This window comes from uncultured Brevundimonas sp. (genome assembly GCF_937863155.1).
Classification (GTDB): Bacteria; Pseudomonadota; Alphaproteobacteria; order Caulobacterales; family Caulobacteraceae; genus Brevundimonas.
The window spans coordinates 21,826-38,321 of sequence record NZ_CALMFB010000069.1 but is presented as its reverse complement, the minus strand read 5'-3'; the positions used below and the strand labels follow the sequence as shown (position 1 = coordinate 38,321).

Sequence of the window (16,496 nt, the reverse complement as noted above, 5' to 3'; positions counted from 1 at the left end):
ATGGCTGGCAAGCTGCAGTTCTCGCTGGTGTCGCCTGAACGCGAGGTCTTTTCGGGCCTCGTGGATCAGGTGGACGCGCCCGGCGTCGAAGGCGACTTCGGCGTGCTGGCCGACCATGCGCCCTTCATGACCGCCCTGCGCGAAGGCGTGGTCACGGTGATCGACGGCGCCCAGCGCCGCCGGTTCCAGGTTCAGGGCGGTTTCGCCGACGTCACCCCGGCCGGCCTGACCATCCTGGCCGAACAGGCCTCGGAACTGGCCGAGGCCTGATCCCGCCTGGCTCGACGCGCCCGCGCCGTCGTGCGACATAGCGGCGGAACGATCGCCGCCGCGCCGGCCGTCGGGCGAGGGGCCGCATGAAGCGTTTGGTCATCGATCTGGACGACACCCTGACGGTGCACGCCTCGTCCGATTCCTATGCCGACAAGGCGCCGAACTCGGCCGTCATCGAACGCCTGCGCGAATACAAGGCGCTCGGCTTCGAGGTCGTGATCTTCAGTTCACGGAACATGCGCACCTATGAGGGGGCGGTGGGCAAGATCAATGTCCATACCTTGCCGGTCATTCTGGACTGGCTGAGCCGTCACCAGGTGCCGTTCGACGAGGTGATCGTGGGCAAGCCCTGGTGCGGCCACGACGGCTTCTATGTCGACGACCGGGCCGTGCGCCCGTCGGAGTTCGTGGCCATGAGCCCAGAACAGATCCGCGCCCTGCTGGGCGATACGCAACCGTGAGCGCGGCCGCTGTCGGCCTGATCCTGTCGGCCGCCTATATCGATCAGGAACTGAGCGCCGAGTTCGGTCCCCTGCCGCCGTGCTTCCTGCCGGTCGGGGATCGGCGGCTGTATGCGCTTCAGGTCGAGCGGATGGCGGGGCTGGAGGCCCTGTATCTGACCCTTCCGGCCGGTTTCGAGACGCCCGCCGCCGACCGCGCCTGGCTGGAGGCGGCCGGGGTGCGACTGCTCTTCATCGAGGAGGGGCTGAGCCTGGGCGAATCGCTGGTCCGGGCCATCGAGGCGGTGGGGCCGATCACGGGCGATCTGGTCATCCTGCACGGCGACACCCTGGCGACGCCGTCCGCCGCGCCGGGCGACAGCCTGGGCGTCAGCGCCGAGACGGACGAATACGCCTGGGCCGAGGTGGCGGTCGACAGCGGCCGCGTGACGCGATTGTCGGTCGTGGACGCCGCCGGCGCGGGCGACGAGGCCGCCAGCGTGATCTGCGGCGTCTTTCGCGTGGCTGACGCCGAGGCTTTGAGCCAGGCCATCGCTGATGCGGACGGCGATTTCATCCGTGGCCTGAACGCCTACGCCCTGAGCCGGCCGGTCCGCGCCGAGCCGGCGCCTGACTGGCTGGATTTCGGCCACGTCCAGACCTATTTCCGCGCCCGGCGGGTCGTATCGACCGCCCGGTCGTTCAACCGCCTGAGCATTGACGACCGTGTCGTGACCAAGGGCGGCGACGACCACGCCAAGATCCGCGCCGAGGCGGCCTGGCTGGGCGGGGTTCCGGCGACGATCCGCCCCTTCTGCGTCCGCCTGGTGGATGTGCAGGACGTCGAACCGGGGCCGCGCTACGTCACCGAATACGCCTATGCGCCGACCCTGGCGGACCTGTCGGTGTTCGGGGCGCTGGGGGCCGCACGCTGGGGCCGTATCTTCGCCTCGTGCCAGGCGTTGCTGGACCTGTGCGCCCAGGCGCCGGACCCGGAAGGCGCGCGGGGGACGGCCGATGCGGCGCTGGAAAGCCTTGTCCGCGGCAAGGCGCGCGAGCGGCTGCTGGCCTATGCGGCGTTCGGCGGCCTGCCGGTCGACCGGCCGATGCGTTACGCCGGCCGCATCACGCCCTCGCTGCTGGAGATCGCGGATCGGGTCGCCGACATCGCCTGTGCGCCGACCGGCGCGATGGCCACGGTCATGCATGGCGACTTCTGCTTCAGCAACATCCTGTACGACCTGCGCGCGCGCCGCATCCGGGTGCTGGACCCGCGCGGTTTCGTTACGCCGGGTCGGCCCAGCCTGTACGGCTCGCCCCTATACGACCTGGGGAAACTGGCCCATTCCGTGATCGGACGATATGATGAGCTGATCGCCGGACGCTATGCGCTGGACGACGGCGCCGAGGGCCTGGCGCTGCAGTTCGCGGCGCCCGAGCGGCCCTGGATGCGCGACATGCTGGGCGGGGTGCGCGCCGGCGACGTCAGCGGGCTGGATCCCGCTGTTCAGGCGGTGATGGTGTCGCTGTTCCTGGCCATGCCGCCGCTGCACGCCGATCGGCCGGACCGGCAGAAGGCCTTCATCGCCAACGCCCTGCGGCTGTTCCTGGAGATGGAGGCGGCATGATCGTCATCCCCATGGCCGGGCGGTCCAGCCGCTTTACCGCCGCCGGATACGACCGACCCAAATACGAACTGCCCATGGGGTCCGGGACGGTCTTCACCCATGCGGTCGGCGGTTTCTCGGCCTATGCGGCGGACACGCCCTTTCTGTTCATCGCCTCGGCGGCCCTGGCGCCCGCCGACTTCATCGCGTGCGAGGCGAAGGCGCTGGGCATCAGGGACTGGCGCCTGGTCGAACTGGACCAGCCCACGGCCGGTCAGGCCGAGACGGTCGAGCGGGGGCTTGACGCCATGGGCGCCGCCGACGCCGCGCCCCTGACCATCTTCAACATCGACACCTTCCGCCCCGGTTTCCGGCACCCCGACACCGACTGGATGGCCACGGCCGACGGCTATCTGGAGGTGTTCCGGGGCGAGGGGGCCAACTGGTCCTATGTCCGCACGGCGCCGGGGTCGGACCGGGTGATCGAGACGGCCGAGAAACGCCCCATCTCGGACCTGTGCTGTACCGGCCTTTATCATTTCGCCCGCGCCGGAGACTTCCGTCGCGCCCTGGCGGCCGAACGCGCGGCAGGGGGGTGGAGCGAACTGTATGTGGCGCCCCTGTATAATCATCTGATCGCCGAGGGAGCGGACATCCGTCATCGGATGATCGGGCCCGACGAAATCATCTTCTGCGGCGTGCCCGACGAATATCTGGAGGCGCGGCGTCGCCTGGGTTGATCCGGCTTGGCGCGGGTCCGTTCAGGGTCTAAGCGATGGCCCGAGTTCATCGGGGTAAGACGTGAAGCCGACCATCGCCGTCTGCGTTTCCGGCCAGCTGAGGCAATCCGACGCCGGCCTGGAAAGCCTGGCCCAGGCGATCCGGGGGCTGGATGCGACGGTCGTCGTCTCGCTGTGGAGCCGGGCCGGCCGCAAGCTGGACGGCGCGGTCAACCTGCCCCAGATCAGCCGCATCCTGGAAGAGGACGCCTGGGTCCGTCTGCCGTGGGCCTGGTTCGACTATCGCGAGTTCTGGCCCATGCTGCCGGGCCTTGCCGAGACGCTCAGCGCCGGCGCCACCGATCAGGCCGAGGCGGTCCAGGCGCGGGTGCGCCGCTGGCTGCCTGACGCCGTGATCGACCTGGAAGCGCCGGACGTGCTGGACCTGGGGTTCGATACGCCGCGCGAAGACGCCAATACGCTGAAGATGCTGTACCGCATCTGGCGGGCCAATGAGATCAAGCGGCGGCTGGAACGCCAGGCGGGCCGCCGTTTCGATCATGTGGTGCGCACGCGGCCCGATCTGGTGCTGGAACGCCTGAATATGGCCGCGATCGCCGAGGGAACCGGGCCGGGCCGCATCCTGGTGGACGCCTATCGCCCGGCGGGCCATTTCGTGTCGGACCTGTTCGCGGTCGGCGGCTCGGTGGAGATGGACCGCTACGCCACCCTGTTCGGCCGCGCCATCGCCGATCCGGGCGCGTGGCGGCACATCCATGTCGACATGCATGCCCATCTGGAGGCGTCGGGCCTGGCCTATGACGCCTATCCGCATGTGGGGGGGCTGACGGTCGACAGCCTGGGCACGCGGGTCATGGCGGTCGCCGCCCTGAAGGGAGAGGCCGCGCCGTCGCCCGCTCAGGCCGTGGCTTTGGCGGCTCTGGACGCACAGGGGCCGGACGCCTTGGATCGCCTGATGGCGGCGCCCGTCGAGGCCGTGTCGCCCCAGGTGCTGGACGGCTGGCTGTTCGCGGCGGGCGAGGCGCTGATCGACGCGGGACAGATGGCGGAGGGGCTGTCGGCCCTGCTGGCCGGACTGGCGCTGCGGCCGCGCGACATCAACTGGCAGGGGGCGGCCGCGCGTCTGGCGGCGCGGGCCGTGGTGCAGCTGGCGGCGGACGACGGGGTCGGCGCCCTGATGTCGCGCGTGGCCGACAGTGCGCCGCCGTCGGTCGTGGCGGATGCGGTCGCGCGGGCCTGGGCGTGGCTGGACGCCGAGGCGTCGCCCCTGGATCAGGCGACGGGACAGCTGGCGCGGCTGGCGGCGGCCGGCCTGCTGCAAGACGGGTTGGCGCGGGTGATGACGCCGGCCAAGGCCGTACGACTGGCCAAGGACATCGAGGCCGCGCTGGGCGCCGCCCTGAGCGCGGACGCGCTGATGCGGCTGGAACGCCGGGCCGAGACGGCGGTGCGCGCCGAGGCGGATCGGGCCGTGATCGCCGAACTGGCCCCGATCAGCGCGGCAGGCCAACTGGGGCCGCACCGCAAATTCATGCTGGCCGACGCCTACAAGCGCCTGGGCCGGCTTGAAGAGGCCGAGCGGGAGCAGACGGCGGCGCTGGAGCGGGTGGACCACATCGGGGGGGGCTGGCGCCAGCTGGCGGAAATCCAGTCCGGCCTGGGCCGGTTCGAGGCGGCCGTGGCGGCGGCGCGCCGCGCCTATGCTCTGGAGCCGGACGGGCCGGGCCACGGGCTGTTGCTGGCCTATTGCCTGATGCGGGCGGGCCAGGCCGAAGAGGCCCGCGCCCTGGTCGCGGCCATGCCGGATGACTGGCTGGCCCCTGCCGCGGCCCTGGCGGCGCCGGATCTGGTCGCCGTGCTGGGACCGCTGCGCCCCGCGGCCCTATAGGCCGTTCAGCGGGATTTTCAGGAACCGTTGGCCCGACGTCTCGGCCGGCGGCAGTTCGCCGGCGCGGATGTTCACCTGAAGCGCGGGCAGCAGCAGGGCCGGAACCTTCAGCGTCGCATCGCGCGCCTCGCGCATGGTGGTGAAGTCGTCTTCCGAACGGCCGCCGCCGACATGGATGTTGTGCGCCTTCTCGTCGGCCACCGTGGTTTCCCAGCGATAGTCGCCGCGCCCCTCGGGCAGATAGTCGTGGCCCACGAACACGCGGGTTTCGCCCGGCAGGTTCAGGATGCGCTGGATCGAGCGATACAGGGTCCGCGCATCGCCGCCGGGAAAGTCGCACCGCGCCGTGCCGTAGTCGGGCATGAACAGGGTGTCGCCCACGAAGACGGCGTCGCCGATCACATAGCTGACGCAGGCCGGGGTGTGGCCGGGCGTGTGCATCACCTGGACCGTCAGCTCGCCCAGGTCGAACCGGTCGCCGTCGCCATACAGGGCGTCGAACGCGGCGCCGTCGGGCCTGACGTCCGTCGCCTCGAACAGGTCGCCAAAGGTCTTCTGCACCCCGCCGATGCGGTCGCCGATGCCGATGGGGACGCCGGTGCGGACCTTGATCTCGTGCGCCCCGGTCAGGTGGTCGGCGTGGGCGTGGGTCTCCAGCACCCGGTCCAGAGTCCAGCCGCGTTCAGCGACGCGCGCCAGAACGGCCTCCAGCGAACCGACGCCGGTGCGGCCGCTGGCGGCGTCATAGTCCAGCACCGGGTCGATGACGGCGGCGCGCCCCGTGGCGGGGTCGGCGACGATATAGGTGATGGTGTGGGTCGTCGGATCAAACAGGCCTTCGACGATGGGGGAGGCGGTCATGGGGAGGCTCCTCTGTTGCGCCCAATATATTAGGTATTGCTAAATTAGCAAGTACTGATATATAGGCGCCATGATCGAACTTCAGCAGATCGGCCTGGACGCCTTCAAGGCGCATGCGGACGAGGCGGCGCGCCTGATGAAGGCGCTGTCGAACCGCAACCGCCTGATGATCCTGTGCCGCCTCACCGATGGCGAACGTCAGGTCGGCGACCTGGCGGCCGAGGTCGGCCTGTCGCAATCGGCCCTGTCCCAGCATCTGGCCCTGTTGCGCCAGGACGGGCTGGTCGCCGCGCGTCGCGACGGCGTGGCCATGCACTACGCCATCGCCGACCCGGCCGTGGCGCGGGTCATCGCCCTGCTGGCCGAGATCTACTGTCCCCCCAAAAACTGAGAGTGTGCGCGATGAGCGTCCTGATCCCCCTGTCCCCGGCCGATGTGGCCGACCGGCTGAAGCGCGGCGACGCCGTGCTGGTCGATATCCGCGAGCCCGACGAGGCGGCGCGCGAACGCATCGCCCAGGCGACCTCGGCGCCCCTGTCCGCCTTCGAAGCGGCGCATCTGGAGCTTCAGCCCGGCCGCGAGGTCGTGTTCATGTGCCGGACGGGAAACCGCACCGGCGTCAACTGCGACCGTCTGGCCTCGCGCGTCCTGGGCGACGCCTATGTGCTGGAAGGCGGGCTGGAGGCGTGGAAGGCGGCGGGCCTGCCCACCGTGGTGAACCGCAAGGCGCCGCTGGAACTGATGCGCCAGGTGCAGATGGCGGCCGGCGCCCTGGTGCTGCTGGGGGTGGCCCTGGGCCTGTGGGTGCATCCGGCCTTCTGGGCGCTGGCGGCCTTTGTCGGCGCGGGCCTGTTCGTGGCCGGGGCCACCGGCTTCTGCGGCATGGCGCGGTTGCTGGCGGTCATGCCGTGGAACCGACCGGCGGCGCGGACGGCCTGACCTCATGACGACGGGGCTGGAGCCGTTGGTGGCGGCGGGGGTCAGCGGCGCGGTGGTCGCCGCCCTGCTGACCGTGTTCGGCGGCGGCGGCTCTGTGCTGGCCGTGCCGCTGTTGCTGTATTTTGTGGGGGTCAAGGATCCGCACGCGGCCATCGGCGCCTCGGCCGCCGGAGTGGCGCTGAACGCCCTGACGGCCCTGGCCGGTCAGGCGCGGGCGGGACGGGTGAAATGGCCGTGCGCCGCCCTGTTCGCCCTCGGCGGGGTCGCGGGCGCCGTGGCCGGGTCCAGCCTGGCCAAACGGATCGACGGCGACGCCCTGTTGTTGTTCTTCGCCCTGGCCATGGCGGTAGTGGGATTGGCCATGCTGAGACCGCGCCCGGTCGATCCGGCGGCGGATGCGGTGCGTCTGACCCCCGCCCTGGCGCCGCGTCTTGTGGCCGGCGGCGCGGGCGTGGGACTGGCGGCGGGATTTTTCGGCATCGGCGGCGGCTTTCTGATCGTGCCGGGCCTGATGGCGGCGACGGGCATGGGTCTGGTCGCGGCCCAGGCGTCGTCCCTGCTCAGCGTCGCGGCCTTCGGCGGGGCCACGGCCCTGAACTATGCGGTTTCGGGCCTGGTCGACTGGGCCGTCGTGGGGGCCATGGCCGTCGGCGGTGCGGCGGGAACCCTGGCCGGCCTGCCGATCGCGCGGCGTCTGGGCCAGCGCGCCGTGCTGGGCCGCCGGCTGTTCGCCGGGTTGATCCTGGTCGTCGCGGCCTATGTGGCGATCCGGGCGCTCGGCGCGCTTTAACGCCCGCCCGCACGCAGCCACGCCTCGCGCGCGGCGGTCAGTCGGGCGGGCACCAGCCCCCCCAGCCGCGTCTGGCGCTGGCGTTTCAGCCCTGCCTCAACCCCCTGGCGGCGCACCACGCGCCCTTCGTGCGCCAGGCCGGCGCCGACCTCGACCACGATCACCTCGTCGGGCAGGGCCAGGTTGCGACTGAGGCGGATGCGCATGCCCTGGTCGGACACGTCCACGATGGTGCAGCCCAGCTCCAGTCCCGGCCCCACCACCACGCCCGCCACATTGGCCGGGCGGCGCGGCTCGGTGCGGCGCTCGGGTCTGTCGGAAGGAAAAAGGGCCATGGGCGCATAGATCATGAGGAAGATGGACGCCCGGTGAACGCCCAAAGGCGCCAGAAGGTCGCATTGCCCCGCCCGGCCGCGCCCGGCCATAGTCCGCGACCGGTTCAAAAACGAGGGGGAGTTTCAGCCATGTCCATCATCCTGCGTCGCCTGACGGCCGCCGTCGCACCCGCCGCCCTGGCTGTGGTTCTGGCCGCCCCATCCTTCGCCGCCGAAGCCCAGGCGTCCGGCCGCCGCGCCGCCGCGCCCGCCGTCGCCAGCCCCCGGGTCGCCGCCGCGCCCGCGCCGCGCGCCGTCACCTTCGCCGATCAGGCGCCGGCCGAGGCGGGCGTTCTGGTGCTGGCCCTGTCGTCGGCTGCCGATCTGGACGTGCGCGGCGCGGACCTGAATGCGGCTACGCGCGCGGCGGCGGCCCGCGCCCTGACTTCGGCCCGCTTCAACTATCGGGCGCGCCAGACCCTGTCGCTGCGCGGGGTGGGCGACTGGGACCGGGTGCTGATCGTGGGCCTGGGCGAGACGCCCGGCGAATTCGACATCCAGATCGCCGGGGCCGTGGCGGGTCGCGCCATCCTGTCCGACGCCGGCACTGTGACGGTGCCCGCCGCCGGTCTGAGCGCGGCCCAGGCGTCCGGCTTCATCACTGGCCTGGGCATCGGCGACTATCGCTCGGACCTGTATCGCACCAGCGGGCGCGACAGCGCCGAACGCGGACCGGTGGTCGTCACCGGCGCGGCCGAGGGCGCCCAGGCCCTGTACGACCATCAGGGCGCGGCCCTGGTCGAGGCCATGACCTGGACCCGCGACATCTCGAACGAGCCGGCCAATGTCGTCTATCCCGAGGTCTTCGTTCAGCGCGCCCGCGCGGCGCTGCAGGGCGTGGCCGGGGTCAGCATCGAGGTGCTGGACGTTCCGACCATGGAGCGGCTGGGCATGGGCGCCCTGCTCAGTGTCGGCCAGGGCTCTCCGCGTCCGTCGCGGATGCTGATCGTCCGCTATCAGGGCCAGGGTGCGCCCGAGGGGGCGCCGATCGCCCTGGTGGGCAAGGGCATCACCTTCGACACCGGCGGCATCTCGATCAAGCCCAGCGCGGGCATGGGCAATATGAAGATGGACATGTCCGGCGCCGCCAGCGTGGTGGGCGCCGTGCTGTCGCTGGCCCGGTCGGGCGCGCCGGTGAATGTGGTCGCGGTCGCCGCCCTGGCCGAGAACATGCCCGACGGCGCCGCCAGCCGCCCCGGCGACGTGGTCACCGCCATGAACGGCAAGACCATCGAGATCATCTCGGCCGACGCCGAGGGGCGGATGGTGCTGGCCGATGCCCTGGCCTGGGTCGAAGCGAACGTCCAGCCGGCGGCCATCGTCAACATCGCCACCCTGACCGGCGCGGTCGGCGCGGCCCTGGGCGACGACTATGCGGGCCTGCTGACCCGGCACGACGCCCTGGCGGACCAGCTGACCGCCGCCAGCCGCGCGACGGGCGAAGGGCTGTGGCGCATGCCGCTACACCCCGCCTATGCAGGAGAGATCGCCTCGACCATCGCCGACATCCGCAACTCGGGCGATGGCCCGGGCGTGGGCATGGGCGGCCAGTTCCTGAGCAATTTCGTCAAGCCGGACACGCCGTGGGCGCATCTGGACATTGCGGGCATGGCCTATGGCGGCCCCAACGACTGGAAACCCGCCGGATCGGCCGGTTTCGGCGTGCGGTTGCTGGACCGGTTCGTGCGCGACTACAGCGCCATTCCGCGCGGCGAGGCGACCGGGGGCCGCTGAGCCCCGGTCAATCGACGGCGACGATCTCGACCGACTGGCCCGCCACGGTCGCTTCGTCGCCCACGCCCTTGCCCATCAGGGCGCGGGCCAGGGGCGAGACATGGCTGACGCTGCCTGCGGCGGGGTCGGCCTGATCCTCGCCGACGATGCGCCAGGTCTGGGTGCGGCCGTCCTCGCGTTCGATGGTCACGGCGCCGCCGAAGCGGACGCGGCCGTCGGCTTCAGTCTCGACCAACTGGGCCGAGGCGCGCCGCGCCGACCAATAGCGCAGGTCGCGCGTGGCCCGCGCCATGGCGGTGCGGTCCGCCTCGATCGAGCCTTTCGCCTGGGCGGCGGCGTAGGCGGCGCGCGCGGCGGCCAATTCGGCTTCGATCGCCGCCAGCCCTTCGGCCGTGACCAGGTTGGGATGCGGCGAGATCGGCCGGTCCGGCAGGTCGGCGGCCGTGGCTTCCAGATCTTCTTCGCGGGTGAAGGCGACGCTCATGATGCATCAGCGTATGCCGCGCCGGGCCGTTCCGGTCTAGGAGAGGAGGATGAACACCTCCGCCCCCCGCATACATGTCATCGGCGCCGGCCCCGCCGGGCTGATGGCGGCTGAACGGCTGGCCCGGGGCGGGGCGCAGGTGGTGGTGCACGAGGCCATGCCCTCGGTCGCGCGCAAGCTGCTGATGGCCGGGCGTGGCGGGCTGAACCTGACCCATTCCGAGCCGCCCGAGCGGTTCGTCGAACGCTATGGCCCGGCGCAGGGGCTGGTCGAGGACTGGCTTGCGGCCTTCACGGCGGCGGACCTGAGGGCCTGGGCCGACGATCTGGGCGCCGCCACCTTTATCGGCTCGTCGGGGCGGGTGTTTCCCCGCGCCATGAAGGCCTCGCCCCTGTTGCGCGCCTGGCTGGGGCGGCTGGAGGGACTGGGGGTCGAGGTGCGCACCCGCAGTCGCTGGACCGGCTGGCGCGACGCAGCCCAGACCTTCGCCACGCCCGACGGCGAGCGGACCGAGCGGCCCGATGCTGTGGTTCTGGCCCTGGGCGGCGCCAGCTGGCCCCGGCTGGGTTCCGACGGCGGCTGGCGGCCCTGGCTGGAGGCGCGGGGCGTGGCCGTGACGCCGTTCGCCCCGTCCAATGTCGGCTTCGATGTCGCCTGGTCTCCGGTCCTGATCGACCGGTTCGCGGGCCAGCCGGTCAAGGGCGTCGCCCTGACCCATGGCGACCGCACGGTGCGCGGCGAGATGATGCTGACCCGCTATGGCGTCGAGGGCGGGGCCATCTACGCCCTGTCGGCCGGCCTGCGTGAGGCCCTGGCGCGCGACGGGACGGCGATGCTGAGCGTCGATCTCAGGCCCGATCTGTCGGTCGAGGCGCTGGCCGCCCGCCTGGCCCGGCCGCGCGGCAAGGACAGCGTCACAAACTGGCTGAGAAAGGCCGGGGGCCTGTCGCCCGCCGCCGTCGCCCTGTTGCGCGAGATTCCCGGAGAAGTCCCTCTGGGCGCCGACAAGCTGGCCCGGCGCATCAAGGCGGTGCGCCTGACCCTGACCGGCATCCAGGGCCTGGAGCGGGCCATCTCCTCGGCCGGGGGCGTGGCGCGGGACCAGGTGGACGGGCGGCTGATGCTGAAGGCCCTGCCCGGCGTCTTCGTGGCGGGCGAAATGCTGGACTGGGAGGCGCCGACCGGCGGCTATCTGCTGCAGGCGTCGTTCGCATCGGGCGTCGTGGCGGCGGGGGGTGCATTGGACTGGCTGGCCCAAGGGGGTAGAGGCGACGCATGACCGACATCCACGGCCTGTGCCCCGACCGTTTCGCCGGCGTCCGCGACGCCTTCGCCGCCAACTTCACCGACGCGCCCGAGGGGCTGGACGAACTGGCCGCGCGCTTCAGCGTCTGCATCGGCGGCGAGACGGTGCTGGACCTGTGGGCCGGGCATGCCGACACGGCCAAGTCCCGCCCCTTCACCGACGACACGTTGGTCCCCGTCTTCTCCACCGGCAAGGCGGTGATGAGCCTGCTGATCGCCACGGCGGTCGAGCGCGGCCTGTTGGACTATGACGCCCCGGTCGCGCGCTACTGGCCCGCCTTCGGACAGGCGGGCAAGGATCAGGTCACGGTGGGCCAGATGATGTCGCACCAGGCGGGCTTGCCGGGGTTCACGGACGGGGTGGAGCCGACCATCTGGTTCGACCGCCAGGCGGTGCTGGACAGCCTGTGCGCCCAGGCGCCGATGTGGCCGCCGGGCACGGCCAGCGGCTATCACCCGATCACCATCGGTTATCTGGCGGGCGAGCTGTTCCGCCTTGTCGACGGGCGGACCATGGGGACCGCGTTGCGCCAGGACTTCCCCGGCCTGGACCTGTGGATCGGCCTGCCCGAGGCCCAGCATGGCCGGGTGGCGCAACTGCGCAAGCCCGCCTCTGCGCCCGATCTGGGCGTCATCGATGTGGTCAAGAAGGCCGCCTTCCTGGATCGCGGCTCGGCGCCCGGCGGGCGCGGTTCGGCCGAATGGCGGATGGCGGAAATCCCCTCGGCCAATCTGCACGGGACGGCGCGCGACCTGGCGCGCATCCTGGCGGTGATGAACGACGGCATGTTCGAGGGGCGGCGGGTGCTGTCGGCCGCGACGCTGGAGGCTGCGCGGCGCCCGCGCATCCACGGCCAGGACCGGGTGCTGCCCTTCGTCATGGGCTGGGCGGCCGGATGGACGATGAATGCGGGCCTGGACATCTTCGGCCCGAACGCGGGCGCCCTGGGCCACTGCGGCTGGGGCGGATCGTGCGCCTTTGCGGACCCGGAAACCGGGGTGTCGGCCGCCTATGTCATGACGCGCCAGTCGCCGCATCTGATTGGCGACCCGCGCGCGCTGCGGCTGATCCAGGCCCTGTACGCGGCGCTCTAGATCGGCTCGGCGCTGGCGGCCAGGGCCCGGCGCTCGGCCCGGTGACGCAGAACGGCGCCCAGGGCGAACACCGCCGCCCCGCTCCAGATGAAGACGAAGCTGATCGCTCTGAGCGGCGTCAGCGCCTCGCCCGCCATCACCCCCACCGCGAACTGCAGCGTCGGGGCCAGGAACTGGATGAAGCCCAGGGTCGACAGGGGCATGCGCCGCGCCGCCCAGGCGAACAGGGCCAGGGGCAGGACCGTGGCCGGTCCGTTGGCGACAGCCCACAGCGCGTGGACCGGATCGTCGAAGGCCACGCCCTGACCCGTCTGGGCCAGCCAGATCACCCACAACAGGCCGAACGGCGCCAACAGCAGGCATTCGACCAACAGCCCCGCCTGGGCCTCGACTGGCACGCGCTTGCGGATCACGCCATAGCTGGCGAAAGACACCGCCAGGAAGATCGAGATCCACGGCGGCCGCCCCAGGGCCAGGGCCTGCAACAGAACCCCGACCGCCGCCAGGGCCACGGCGGCCCAGCCGAACCGGTCCATCCGCTCCCGGAACAGCCACAGCCCCACCACCATGTTCAGCAATGGATTCAGATAATAGCCGAGGCTGGCCTCCAGCGTCGCCTGATGGGTGGTGGCCCAGACATAGACGCCCCAGTTGGTCCCGATCAGCAGGGTCGACAGCGCCAGCCAGCCCAGGGTGCGACCGTCGCGGAACACCGCCGCCGCCTGCCCGCCCTGACGCGCCGCCAGCACCAGCAGCAGGGCCACAGGGGCCGCCCACACCGTGCGGTGGGCCAGAATCTCCAGCGCGTCGAACCCCGCCGCATGCTGGCCCATGAACAGCAGGGGCATCAGCCCCCACATGACATAGCAGCCGAAGGCGGAAGCCAGGGCGGCGCGGCCCTGATCCGGGCCGGGGGAGGGGGTCATATTGCCTCCTTCGCCGGGGGGGCGGCGAAGCGGTGGGGTGGGATCAGACGGTGATCGAGCGATAGCCGCCCGAGGGCTTTATGGTCCCGGTCTCGTCCAGCAGCTGGGCGATCTGGACCGCGTTCAGGGCCGCGCCCTTGCGCAGGTTGTCGGACACCACCCACAGGCTCAGGCCGTTGGCCACGGTCGGGTCCTTGCGGATGCGGCTGACATAGACGGCGAACTCGCCCGCCGCATCGACGGGGGTGACGTATCCGTCGTGCTCCTGCTTGTCGATCACCTGGATACCGGGCGCGTCGCGCAGGATGGCGCGGGCCTCGTCCGGGGCGATCGGGCGGTCGAACTCCAGCGTCACCGCCTCGGAATGGCCGACGAAGACCGGCACCCGCACGCAGGTGACCGTCAGCCGGATGTCGGGGTCCAGCATCTTGTGCGTCTCGGCCCACATCTTGGCCTCTTCGTCGGTGTAGCCGTCGTCGCGGAAGTCGCCGATGAAGGGGATGACGTTGAAGGCGATCTGCTTGGGAAACTTCTTCGGCGTGGCGTCGCCCAGGCCGTAGATGGCCTTGGTCTGGGTCCACAGCTCGTCCATCCCTTCCTTCCCGGCGCCCGAGACGGACTGATAGGTCGAGACCACCGCGCGGGTGATCCTGGCCGCGTCATGCAGGGGCTTCATCGCCGTGACCAGCTGGATGGTCGAGCAGTTGGGGTTGGCGATGATGTTCTTCGTCTTCGCGTCCTTCACCGCGTCGGGGTTCACCTCGGGCACGATCAGCGGCACGTCCGGGTCCATGCGGAAGGCGCTGGAGTTGTCGATCACGATCGGCCCGGCCTTGCCAATCTTCTCGGACCAGGCCTTGGACACCTCCTTGCCCGCGCTCATCAGCACGATGTCGACCTTTGAGAAGTCGAAAGCCTCCAGATCCTGGCATTTCAGCGTCTTGTCGCCGAAGGCCACCTCCATCCCCTTGGACTTGCGCGAGGCGATGGCGTGCATTTCCGAGACGGGAAACTGCACCTCTTCCAGGATGTTCAGCATCTCCTGGCCGACATTGCCGGTGGCGCCCACGACGGCGACGCGATAGCTCATTGTTGATCGGTCCTTCGGACGCCCTAACGCTCGCCGCGCGGCGGCTCGCTGCTTGAGGGCGAAGTTTGTGCGGAAAGTCCGATGTAGGCTTTCGCAGGCGCGAAGCAATCGCTTTTCAGCGGCGGCGGGCGCCTTTATGCGGGGGCCATGCCCTCCCGCATCCGCCGCGCCTTCGACCAGCGTCTGAAAGACGGCCGGCTGACGCCCGATCCGGCGCAGGCGTCGGCGCTGGGCGTGCTGGAGCGGCTGGAGCGCGACCTGTCGAAAAAGGGCCTGTTCGGCGCCCGGCCCGAGGTGCGGGGCGTCTATCTGTGGGGACCGCCGGGGCGGGGCAAGTCCATGCTGATGGACCTGTTCTTCGCCTGCGCGCCCGAGCCGAAGAAGACCCGCGCCCATTTCCACGCCTTCATGGCCCGCGTCCACGACCTGATCGGCCGATGGCGCAAGGGCGACCGCAAGACGCGCCAGGCGGTGTTCGGCCAATCGAAAGGCGACGACCCCATCGCCCCGGTCGCGGCCTCGATCGCCTCCGAGGCGCGGCTGCTGTGCTTCGACGAGCTTCAGGTCACCGACATCGCCGACGCCATGATCCTGGGCCGGCTGTTCGAGGCGTTGTTCGAGCGGGGGGTGGTGCTGGCCGTCACCTCGAACCGCGAACCCGGCGACCTGTATCACAACGGGGTCAACCGCCAGCTGTTTGAACCCTTCATCGCCCTGATCCGCGAACGGTGCGAGGTGGTTTCGGTGGCGGGCGAGCGCGACTGGCGCCGGGCGCGCCTGGCCGGCCGCCAGGTCTGGTTCAGCCCCGATGACGCCGCCGCGCGCGAGGGGTTCGAGGCCCTGTGGGCCGAGCTGAAGGGCGATGAACCCGAAGAACCCGCCGTCCTGCCGGTCCTGGGGCGCGAGGTGCAGGTCGATCGTACGGCCGGGGGGCTGGCGCGGGCGACCTTCGCCGATCTGTGCACCCGTCCTCTGGGACCGCAGGATTATCTGGCGCTGGCGGGCCGGTTCCACACTCTTTTCCTGGACCAGGTTCCGCTGCTGACCTCGGACCGGCACCATGAGGCGCGGCGGCTGGTGACGCTGATCGACGCGCTGTACGAGGCGAAGGCGCGGCTGGTGGTCCTGGCCCAGGCGGCGCCGGACGCCCTGTATCCCACCGGGATCGGCGCCTTCGAATTCGAGCGCACGGCGTCCAGATTGACCGAAATGTCAGGCGCCGACTGGCTGGCGCCAGAGGCGGCTTGATCCTAAGAAAGCCCCGAGCAAGGAGCAGACCCATGAAGCCGATTTCGACCCTGGCGCCGATGGCGGCCGGCCTGAGCCTTATCCTGGGCGGCGCGGCGATGGCGCAAGAGCCCGAGGCGCCTTCCGCCCAGACGGCCGAAGAGGCCGAGGCGGCGATCCTGGCCAAGCCGGGCGTGACCCTGGCCGAGGCCGCCGCCTGGCTGACGACGGCGGGGGCGACGGTGGGCGAACCGGGCGAGGCGTCGGGCCGCATGTATCTGCCGGTCAACGACGGCGTCCTGACCTGGACCCTGTGGTTCTATGGCTGCCCCGAAGGCTTCTGCGACGACCTGCAGTTCGGCGCGGTGTTCAAGGGCCAGGGCGTGACGCAGGAGAAGATCAACGCCTGGAATCGGGACAACCGTTTCCTGAAGGCCTTCTTCGTGCCGGGCGTCGAGGGCGAAGAGCCGCGCGCGGCGGTGCAGTACGACGTGGTGCTGACCGCGCCGGGCATGCTGCATCTGAGCGAGCCGGCCGGTCTTTGGATCGACATGCTGAAACAGTTCGCCCGCGCCATGGGTTTCGCCGCGCCGACCCCGCAGGACGCGGCCGACGCGCCTTCGGAAGCCCCCTCCGAAGCGCCGACCCAGCCCTGATCGAGGGCCGCATCATTAGGGCTTTGCCGTGAAGGCCCGGCGGCGCTACCGTTCGCGCACAGAGGCG

The 16,496-nt window shown here is 71.0% G+C and carries 18 protein-coding genes; 13 read left to right on the top strand and 5 right to left on the bottom strand.

Features of this window, described 5'->3' with window-relative positions:
- From Q0581_RS11230 to Q0581_RS11210, 5 genes are all read left to right on the top strand, one after another.
- Entirely contained in the window at positions 1–270 is a 270-nt protein-coding gene (locus tag Q0581_RS11230) for an ATP synthase F1 subunit epsilon (RefSeq protein WP_298700325.1), read from the top strand.
- Between the two features lie 86 nt (positions 271–356).
- Positions 357–734 (top strand): HAD-IIIC family phosphatase, encoded by a 378-nt coding sequence (locus tag Q0581_RS11225; protein ID WP_298700324.1) that lies wholly within the window; start codon positions 357–359, stop codon positions 732–734.
- Positions 731–2,341 (top strand): hypothetical protein, encoded by a 1,611-nt coding sequence (locus Q0581_RS11220; protein ID WP_298700323.1) that lies wholly within the window; start codon positions 731–733, stop codon positions 2,339–2,341. Before Q0581_RS11225 ends, Q0581_RS11220 begins: the two co-directional genes overlap by 4 nt.
- Complete coding sequence (locus tag Q0581_RS11215) at positions 2,338–3,060, top strand: capsular biosynthesis protein (protein ID WP_298700322.1); 723 nt, start codon at positions 2,338–2,340, stop codon at positions 3,058–3,060. Before Q0581_RS11220 ends, Q0581_RS11215 begins: the two co-directional genes overlap by 4 nt.
- 61 nt (positions 3,061–3,121) lie before the next feature.
- Positions 3,122–4,948 (top strand): tetratricopeptide repeat protein, encoded by a 1,827-nt coding sequence (locus Q0581_RS11210; RefSeq protein ID WP_298700321.1) that lies wholly within the window; start codon positions 3,122–3,124, stop codon positions 4,946–4,948.
- Here Q0581_RS11210 and Q0581_RS11205 read toward each other — a convergent pair.
- Positions 4,943–5,809 (bottom strand): MBL fold metallo-hydrolase, encoded by an 867-nt coding sequence (locus Q0581_RS11205; protein ID WP_298700320.1) that lies wholly within the window; start codon positions 5,807–5,809, stop codon positions 4,943–4,945. The two genes, Q0581_RS11210 and Q0581_RS11205, sit on opposite strands and share 6 nt — an antisense overlap.
- A gap of 70 nt (positions 5,810–5,879) precedes the next feature.
- Here Q0581_RS11205 and Q0581_RS11200 point away from each other — a divergent pair, with 70 nt between their 5' ends.
- Genes Q0581_RS11200 through Q0581_RS11190 form a run of 3 tightly spaced genes read left to right on the top strand, consistent with a single transcriptional unit; the run spans position 5,880 to position 7,538 of the window.
- On the top strand, positions 5,880–6,200 hold the full coding sequence (locus Q0581_RS11200) for a metalloregulator ArsR/SmtB family transcription factor (protein WP_298700318.1): 321 nt from the start codon (positions 5,880–5,882) through the stop codon (positions 6,198–6,200).
- Between the two features lie 11 nt (positions 6,201–6,211).
- Entirely contained in the window at positions 6,212–6,748 is a 537-nt protein-coding gene (locus Q0581_RS11195; protein ID WP_298700317.1) for a rhodanese family protein, read from the top strand.
- 4 nt (positions 6,749–6,752) lie between these two features.
- Entirely contained in the window at positions 6,753–7,538 is a 786-nt protein-coding gene (locus Q0581_RS11190; RefSeq protein ID WP_298700315.1) for a sulfite exporter TauE/SafE family protein, read from the top strand.
- On the opposite strand, the gene Q0581_RS11185 is transcribed toward Q0581_RS11190, so the two are convergent.
- Positions 7,535–7,873, bottom strand: coding sequence for a PilZ domain-containing protein (locus Q0581_RS11185; protein WP_298700313.1), 339 nt, complete (start codon positions 7,871–7,873; stop codon positions 7,535–7,537). The genes Q0581_RS11190 and Q0581_RS11185 overlap by 4 nt on opposite strands.
- Positions 7,874–8,002: 129 nt before the next feature.
- Between Q0581_RS11185 and Q0581_RS11180 the strand changes: the two genes are divergently transcribed.
- The gene (locus Q0581_RS11180) at positions 8,003–9,646 is read left to right on the top strand and encodes a leucyl aminopeptidase (RefSeq protein WP_298700311.1); all 1,644 of its coding nucleotides are present in this window, start codon (positions 8,003–8,005) and stop codon (positions 9,644–9,646) included.
- Positions 9,647–9,653: 7 nt separating this feature from the next.
- On the opposite strand, the gene greA is transcribed toward Q0581_RS11180, so the two are convergent.
- Positions 9,654–10,130 carry a transcription elongation factor GreA gene (greA, locus tag Q0581_RS11175; RefSeq protein WP_298700309.1) on the bottom strand — a complete coding sequence of 159 codons (477 nt, stop codon included), beginning with the start codon at positions 10,128–10,130 and terminating at the stop codon, positions 9,654–9,656.
- Positions 10,131–10,179: 49 nt separating this feature from the next.
- Here greA and Q0581_RS11170 point away from each other — a divergent pair, with 49 nt between their 5' ends.
- Entirely contained in the window at positions 10,180–11,409 is a 1,230-nt protein-coding gene (locus tag Q0581_RS11170) for a TIGR03862 family flavoprotein (RefSeq protein ID WP_298700307.1), read from the top strand.
- Positions 11,406–12,530, top strand: a complete 1,125-nt coding sequence (locus Q0581_RS11165) for a serine hydrolase domain-containing protein (protein ID WP_298700306.1) — start codon at positions 11,406–11,408, stop codon at positions 12,528–12,530. Before Q0581_RS11170 ends, Q0581_RS11165 begins: the two co-directional genes overlap by 4 nt.
- Here Q0581_RS11165 and rarD read toward each other — a convergent pair.
- The gene (rarD, locus tag Q0581_RS11160) at positions 12,527–13,456 is read right to left on the bottom strand and encodes an EamA family transporter RarD (protein WP_298700304.1); all 930 of its coding nucleotides are present in this window, start codon (positions 13,454–13,456) and stop codon (positions 12,527–12,529) included. The genes Q0581_RS11165 and rarD overlap by 4 nt on opposite strands.
- A 43-nt stretch (positions 13,457–13,499) precedes the next feature.
- Positions 13,500–14,546: an aspartate-semialdehyde dehydrogenase gene (locus tag Q0581_RS11155; RefSeq protein WP_298700302.1), complete on the bottom strand. Its 1,047-nt coding sequence runs from the start codon at positions 14,544–14,546 to the stop codon at positions 13,500–13,502.
- Positions 14,547–14,693: 147 nt separating this feature from the next.
- On the opposite strand from Q0581_RS11155, the gene zapE reads away from it, so the two are divergent.
- Both zapE and Q0581_RS11145 read left to right on the top strand, forming a co-directional pair.
- The gene (gene zapE / locus Q0581_RS11150) at positions 14,694–15,794 is read left to right on the top strand and encodes a cell division protein ZapE (RefSeq protein ID WP_298700300.1); all 1,101 of its coding nucleotides are present in this window, start codon (positions 14,694–14,696) and stop codon (positions 15,792–15,794) included.
- A 32-nt stretch (positions 15,795–15,826) separates the two neighbouring features.
- Entirely contained in the window at positions 15,827–16,429 is a 603-nt protein-coding gene (locus Q0581_RS11145; RefSeq protein ID WP_298700298.1) for a YbjN domain-containing protein, read from the top strand.
- Positions 16,430–16,496: the final 67 nt, after the last annotated feature.

Excerpts from the sequence above, each read along its gene's own strand:
- zapE (WP_298700300.1), top strand. The coding sequence starts at position 14,694 with ATGCCCTCCCGCATCCGCCGCGCCTTCGACCAGCGTCTGAAAGACGGC.
- Q0581_RS11155 (WP_298700302.1), bottom strand. The coding sequence starts at position 14,546 with ATGAGCTATCGCGTCGCCGTCGTGGGCGCCACCGGCAATGTCGGCCAG.
- Q0581_RS11170 (WP_298700307.1), top strand. The coding sequence starts at position 10,180 with ATGAACACCTCCGCCCCCCGCATACATGTCATCGGCGCCGGCCCCGCC.
- Q0581_RS11185 (WP_298700313.1), bottom strand. The coding sequence starts at position 7,873 with ATGGCCCTTTTTCCTTCCGACAGACCCGAGCGCCGCACCGAGCCGCGC.
- rarD (WP_298700304.1), bottom strand. The coding sequence starts at position 13,456 with ATGACCCCCTCCCCCGGCCCGGATCAGGGCCGCGCCGCCCTGGCTTCC.
- Q0581_RS11180 (WP_298700311.1), top strand. The coding sequence starts at position 8,003 with ATGTCCATCATCCTGCGTCGCCTGACGGCCGCCGTCGCACCCGCCGCC.
- Q0581_RS11200 (WP_298700318.1), top strand. The coding sequence starts at position 5,880 with ATGATCGAACTTCAGCAGATCGGCCTGGACGCCTTCAAGGCGCATGCG.
- Q0581_RS11230 (WP_298700325.1), top strand. The coding sequence starts at position 1 with ATGGCTGGCAAGCTGCAGTTCTCGCTGGTGTCGCCTGAACGCGAGGTC.
- Q0581_RS11225 (WP_298700324.1), top strand. The coding sequence starts at position 357 with ATGAAGCGTTTGGTCATCGATCTGGACGACACCCTGACGGTGCACGCC.
- Q0581_RS11205 (WP_298700320.1), bottom strand. The coding sequence starts at position 5,809 with ATGACCGCCTCCCCCATCGTCGAAGGCCTGTTTGATCCGACGACCCAC.
- Q0581_RS11165 (WP_298700306.1), top strand. The coding sequence starts at position 11,406 with ATGACCGACATCCACGGCCTGTGCCCCGACCGTTTCGCCGGCGTCCGC.
- Q0581_RS11195 (WP_298700317.1), top strand. The coding sequence starts at position 6,212 with ATGAGCGTCCTGATCCCCCTGTCCCCGGCCGATGTGGCCGACCGGCTG.
- Q0581_RS11145 (WP_298700298.1), top strand. The coding sequence starts at position 15,827 with ATGAAGCCGATTTCGACCCTGGCGCCGATGGCGGCCGGCCTGAGCCTT.
- Q0581_RS11190 (WP_298700315.1), top strand. The coding sequence starts at position 6,753 with ATGACGACGGGGCTGGAGCCGTTGGTGGCGGCGGGGGTCAGCGGCGCG.
- Q0581_RS11215 (WP_298700322.1), top strand. The coding sequence starts at position 2,338 with ATGATCGTCATCCCCATGGCCGGGCGGTCCAGCCGCTTTACCGCCGCC.
- greA (WP_298700309.1), bottom strand. The coding sequence starts at position 10,130 with ATGAGCGTCGCCTTCACCCGCGAAGAAGATCTGGAAGCCACGGCCGCC.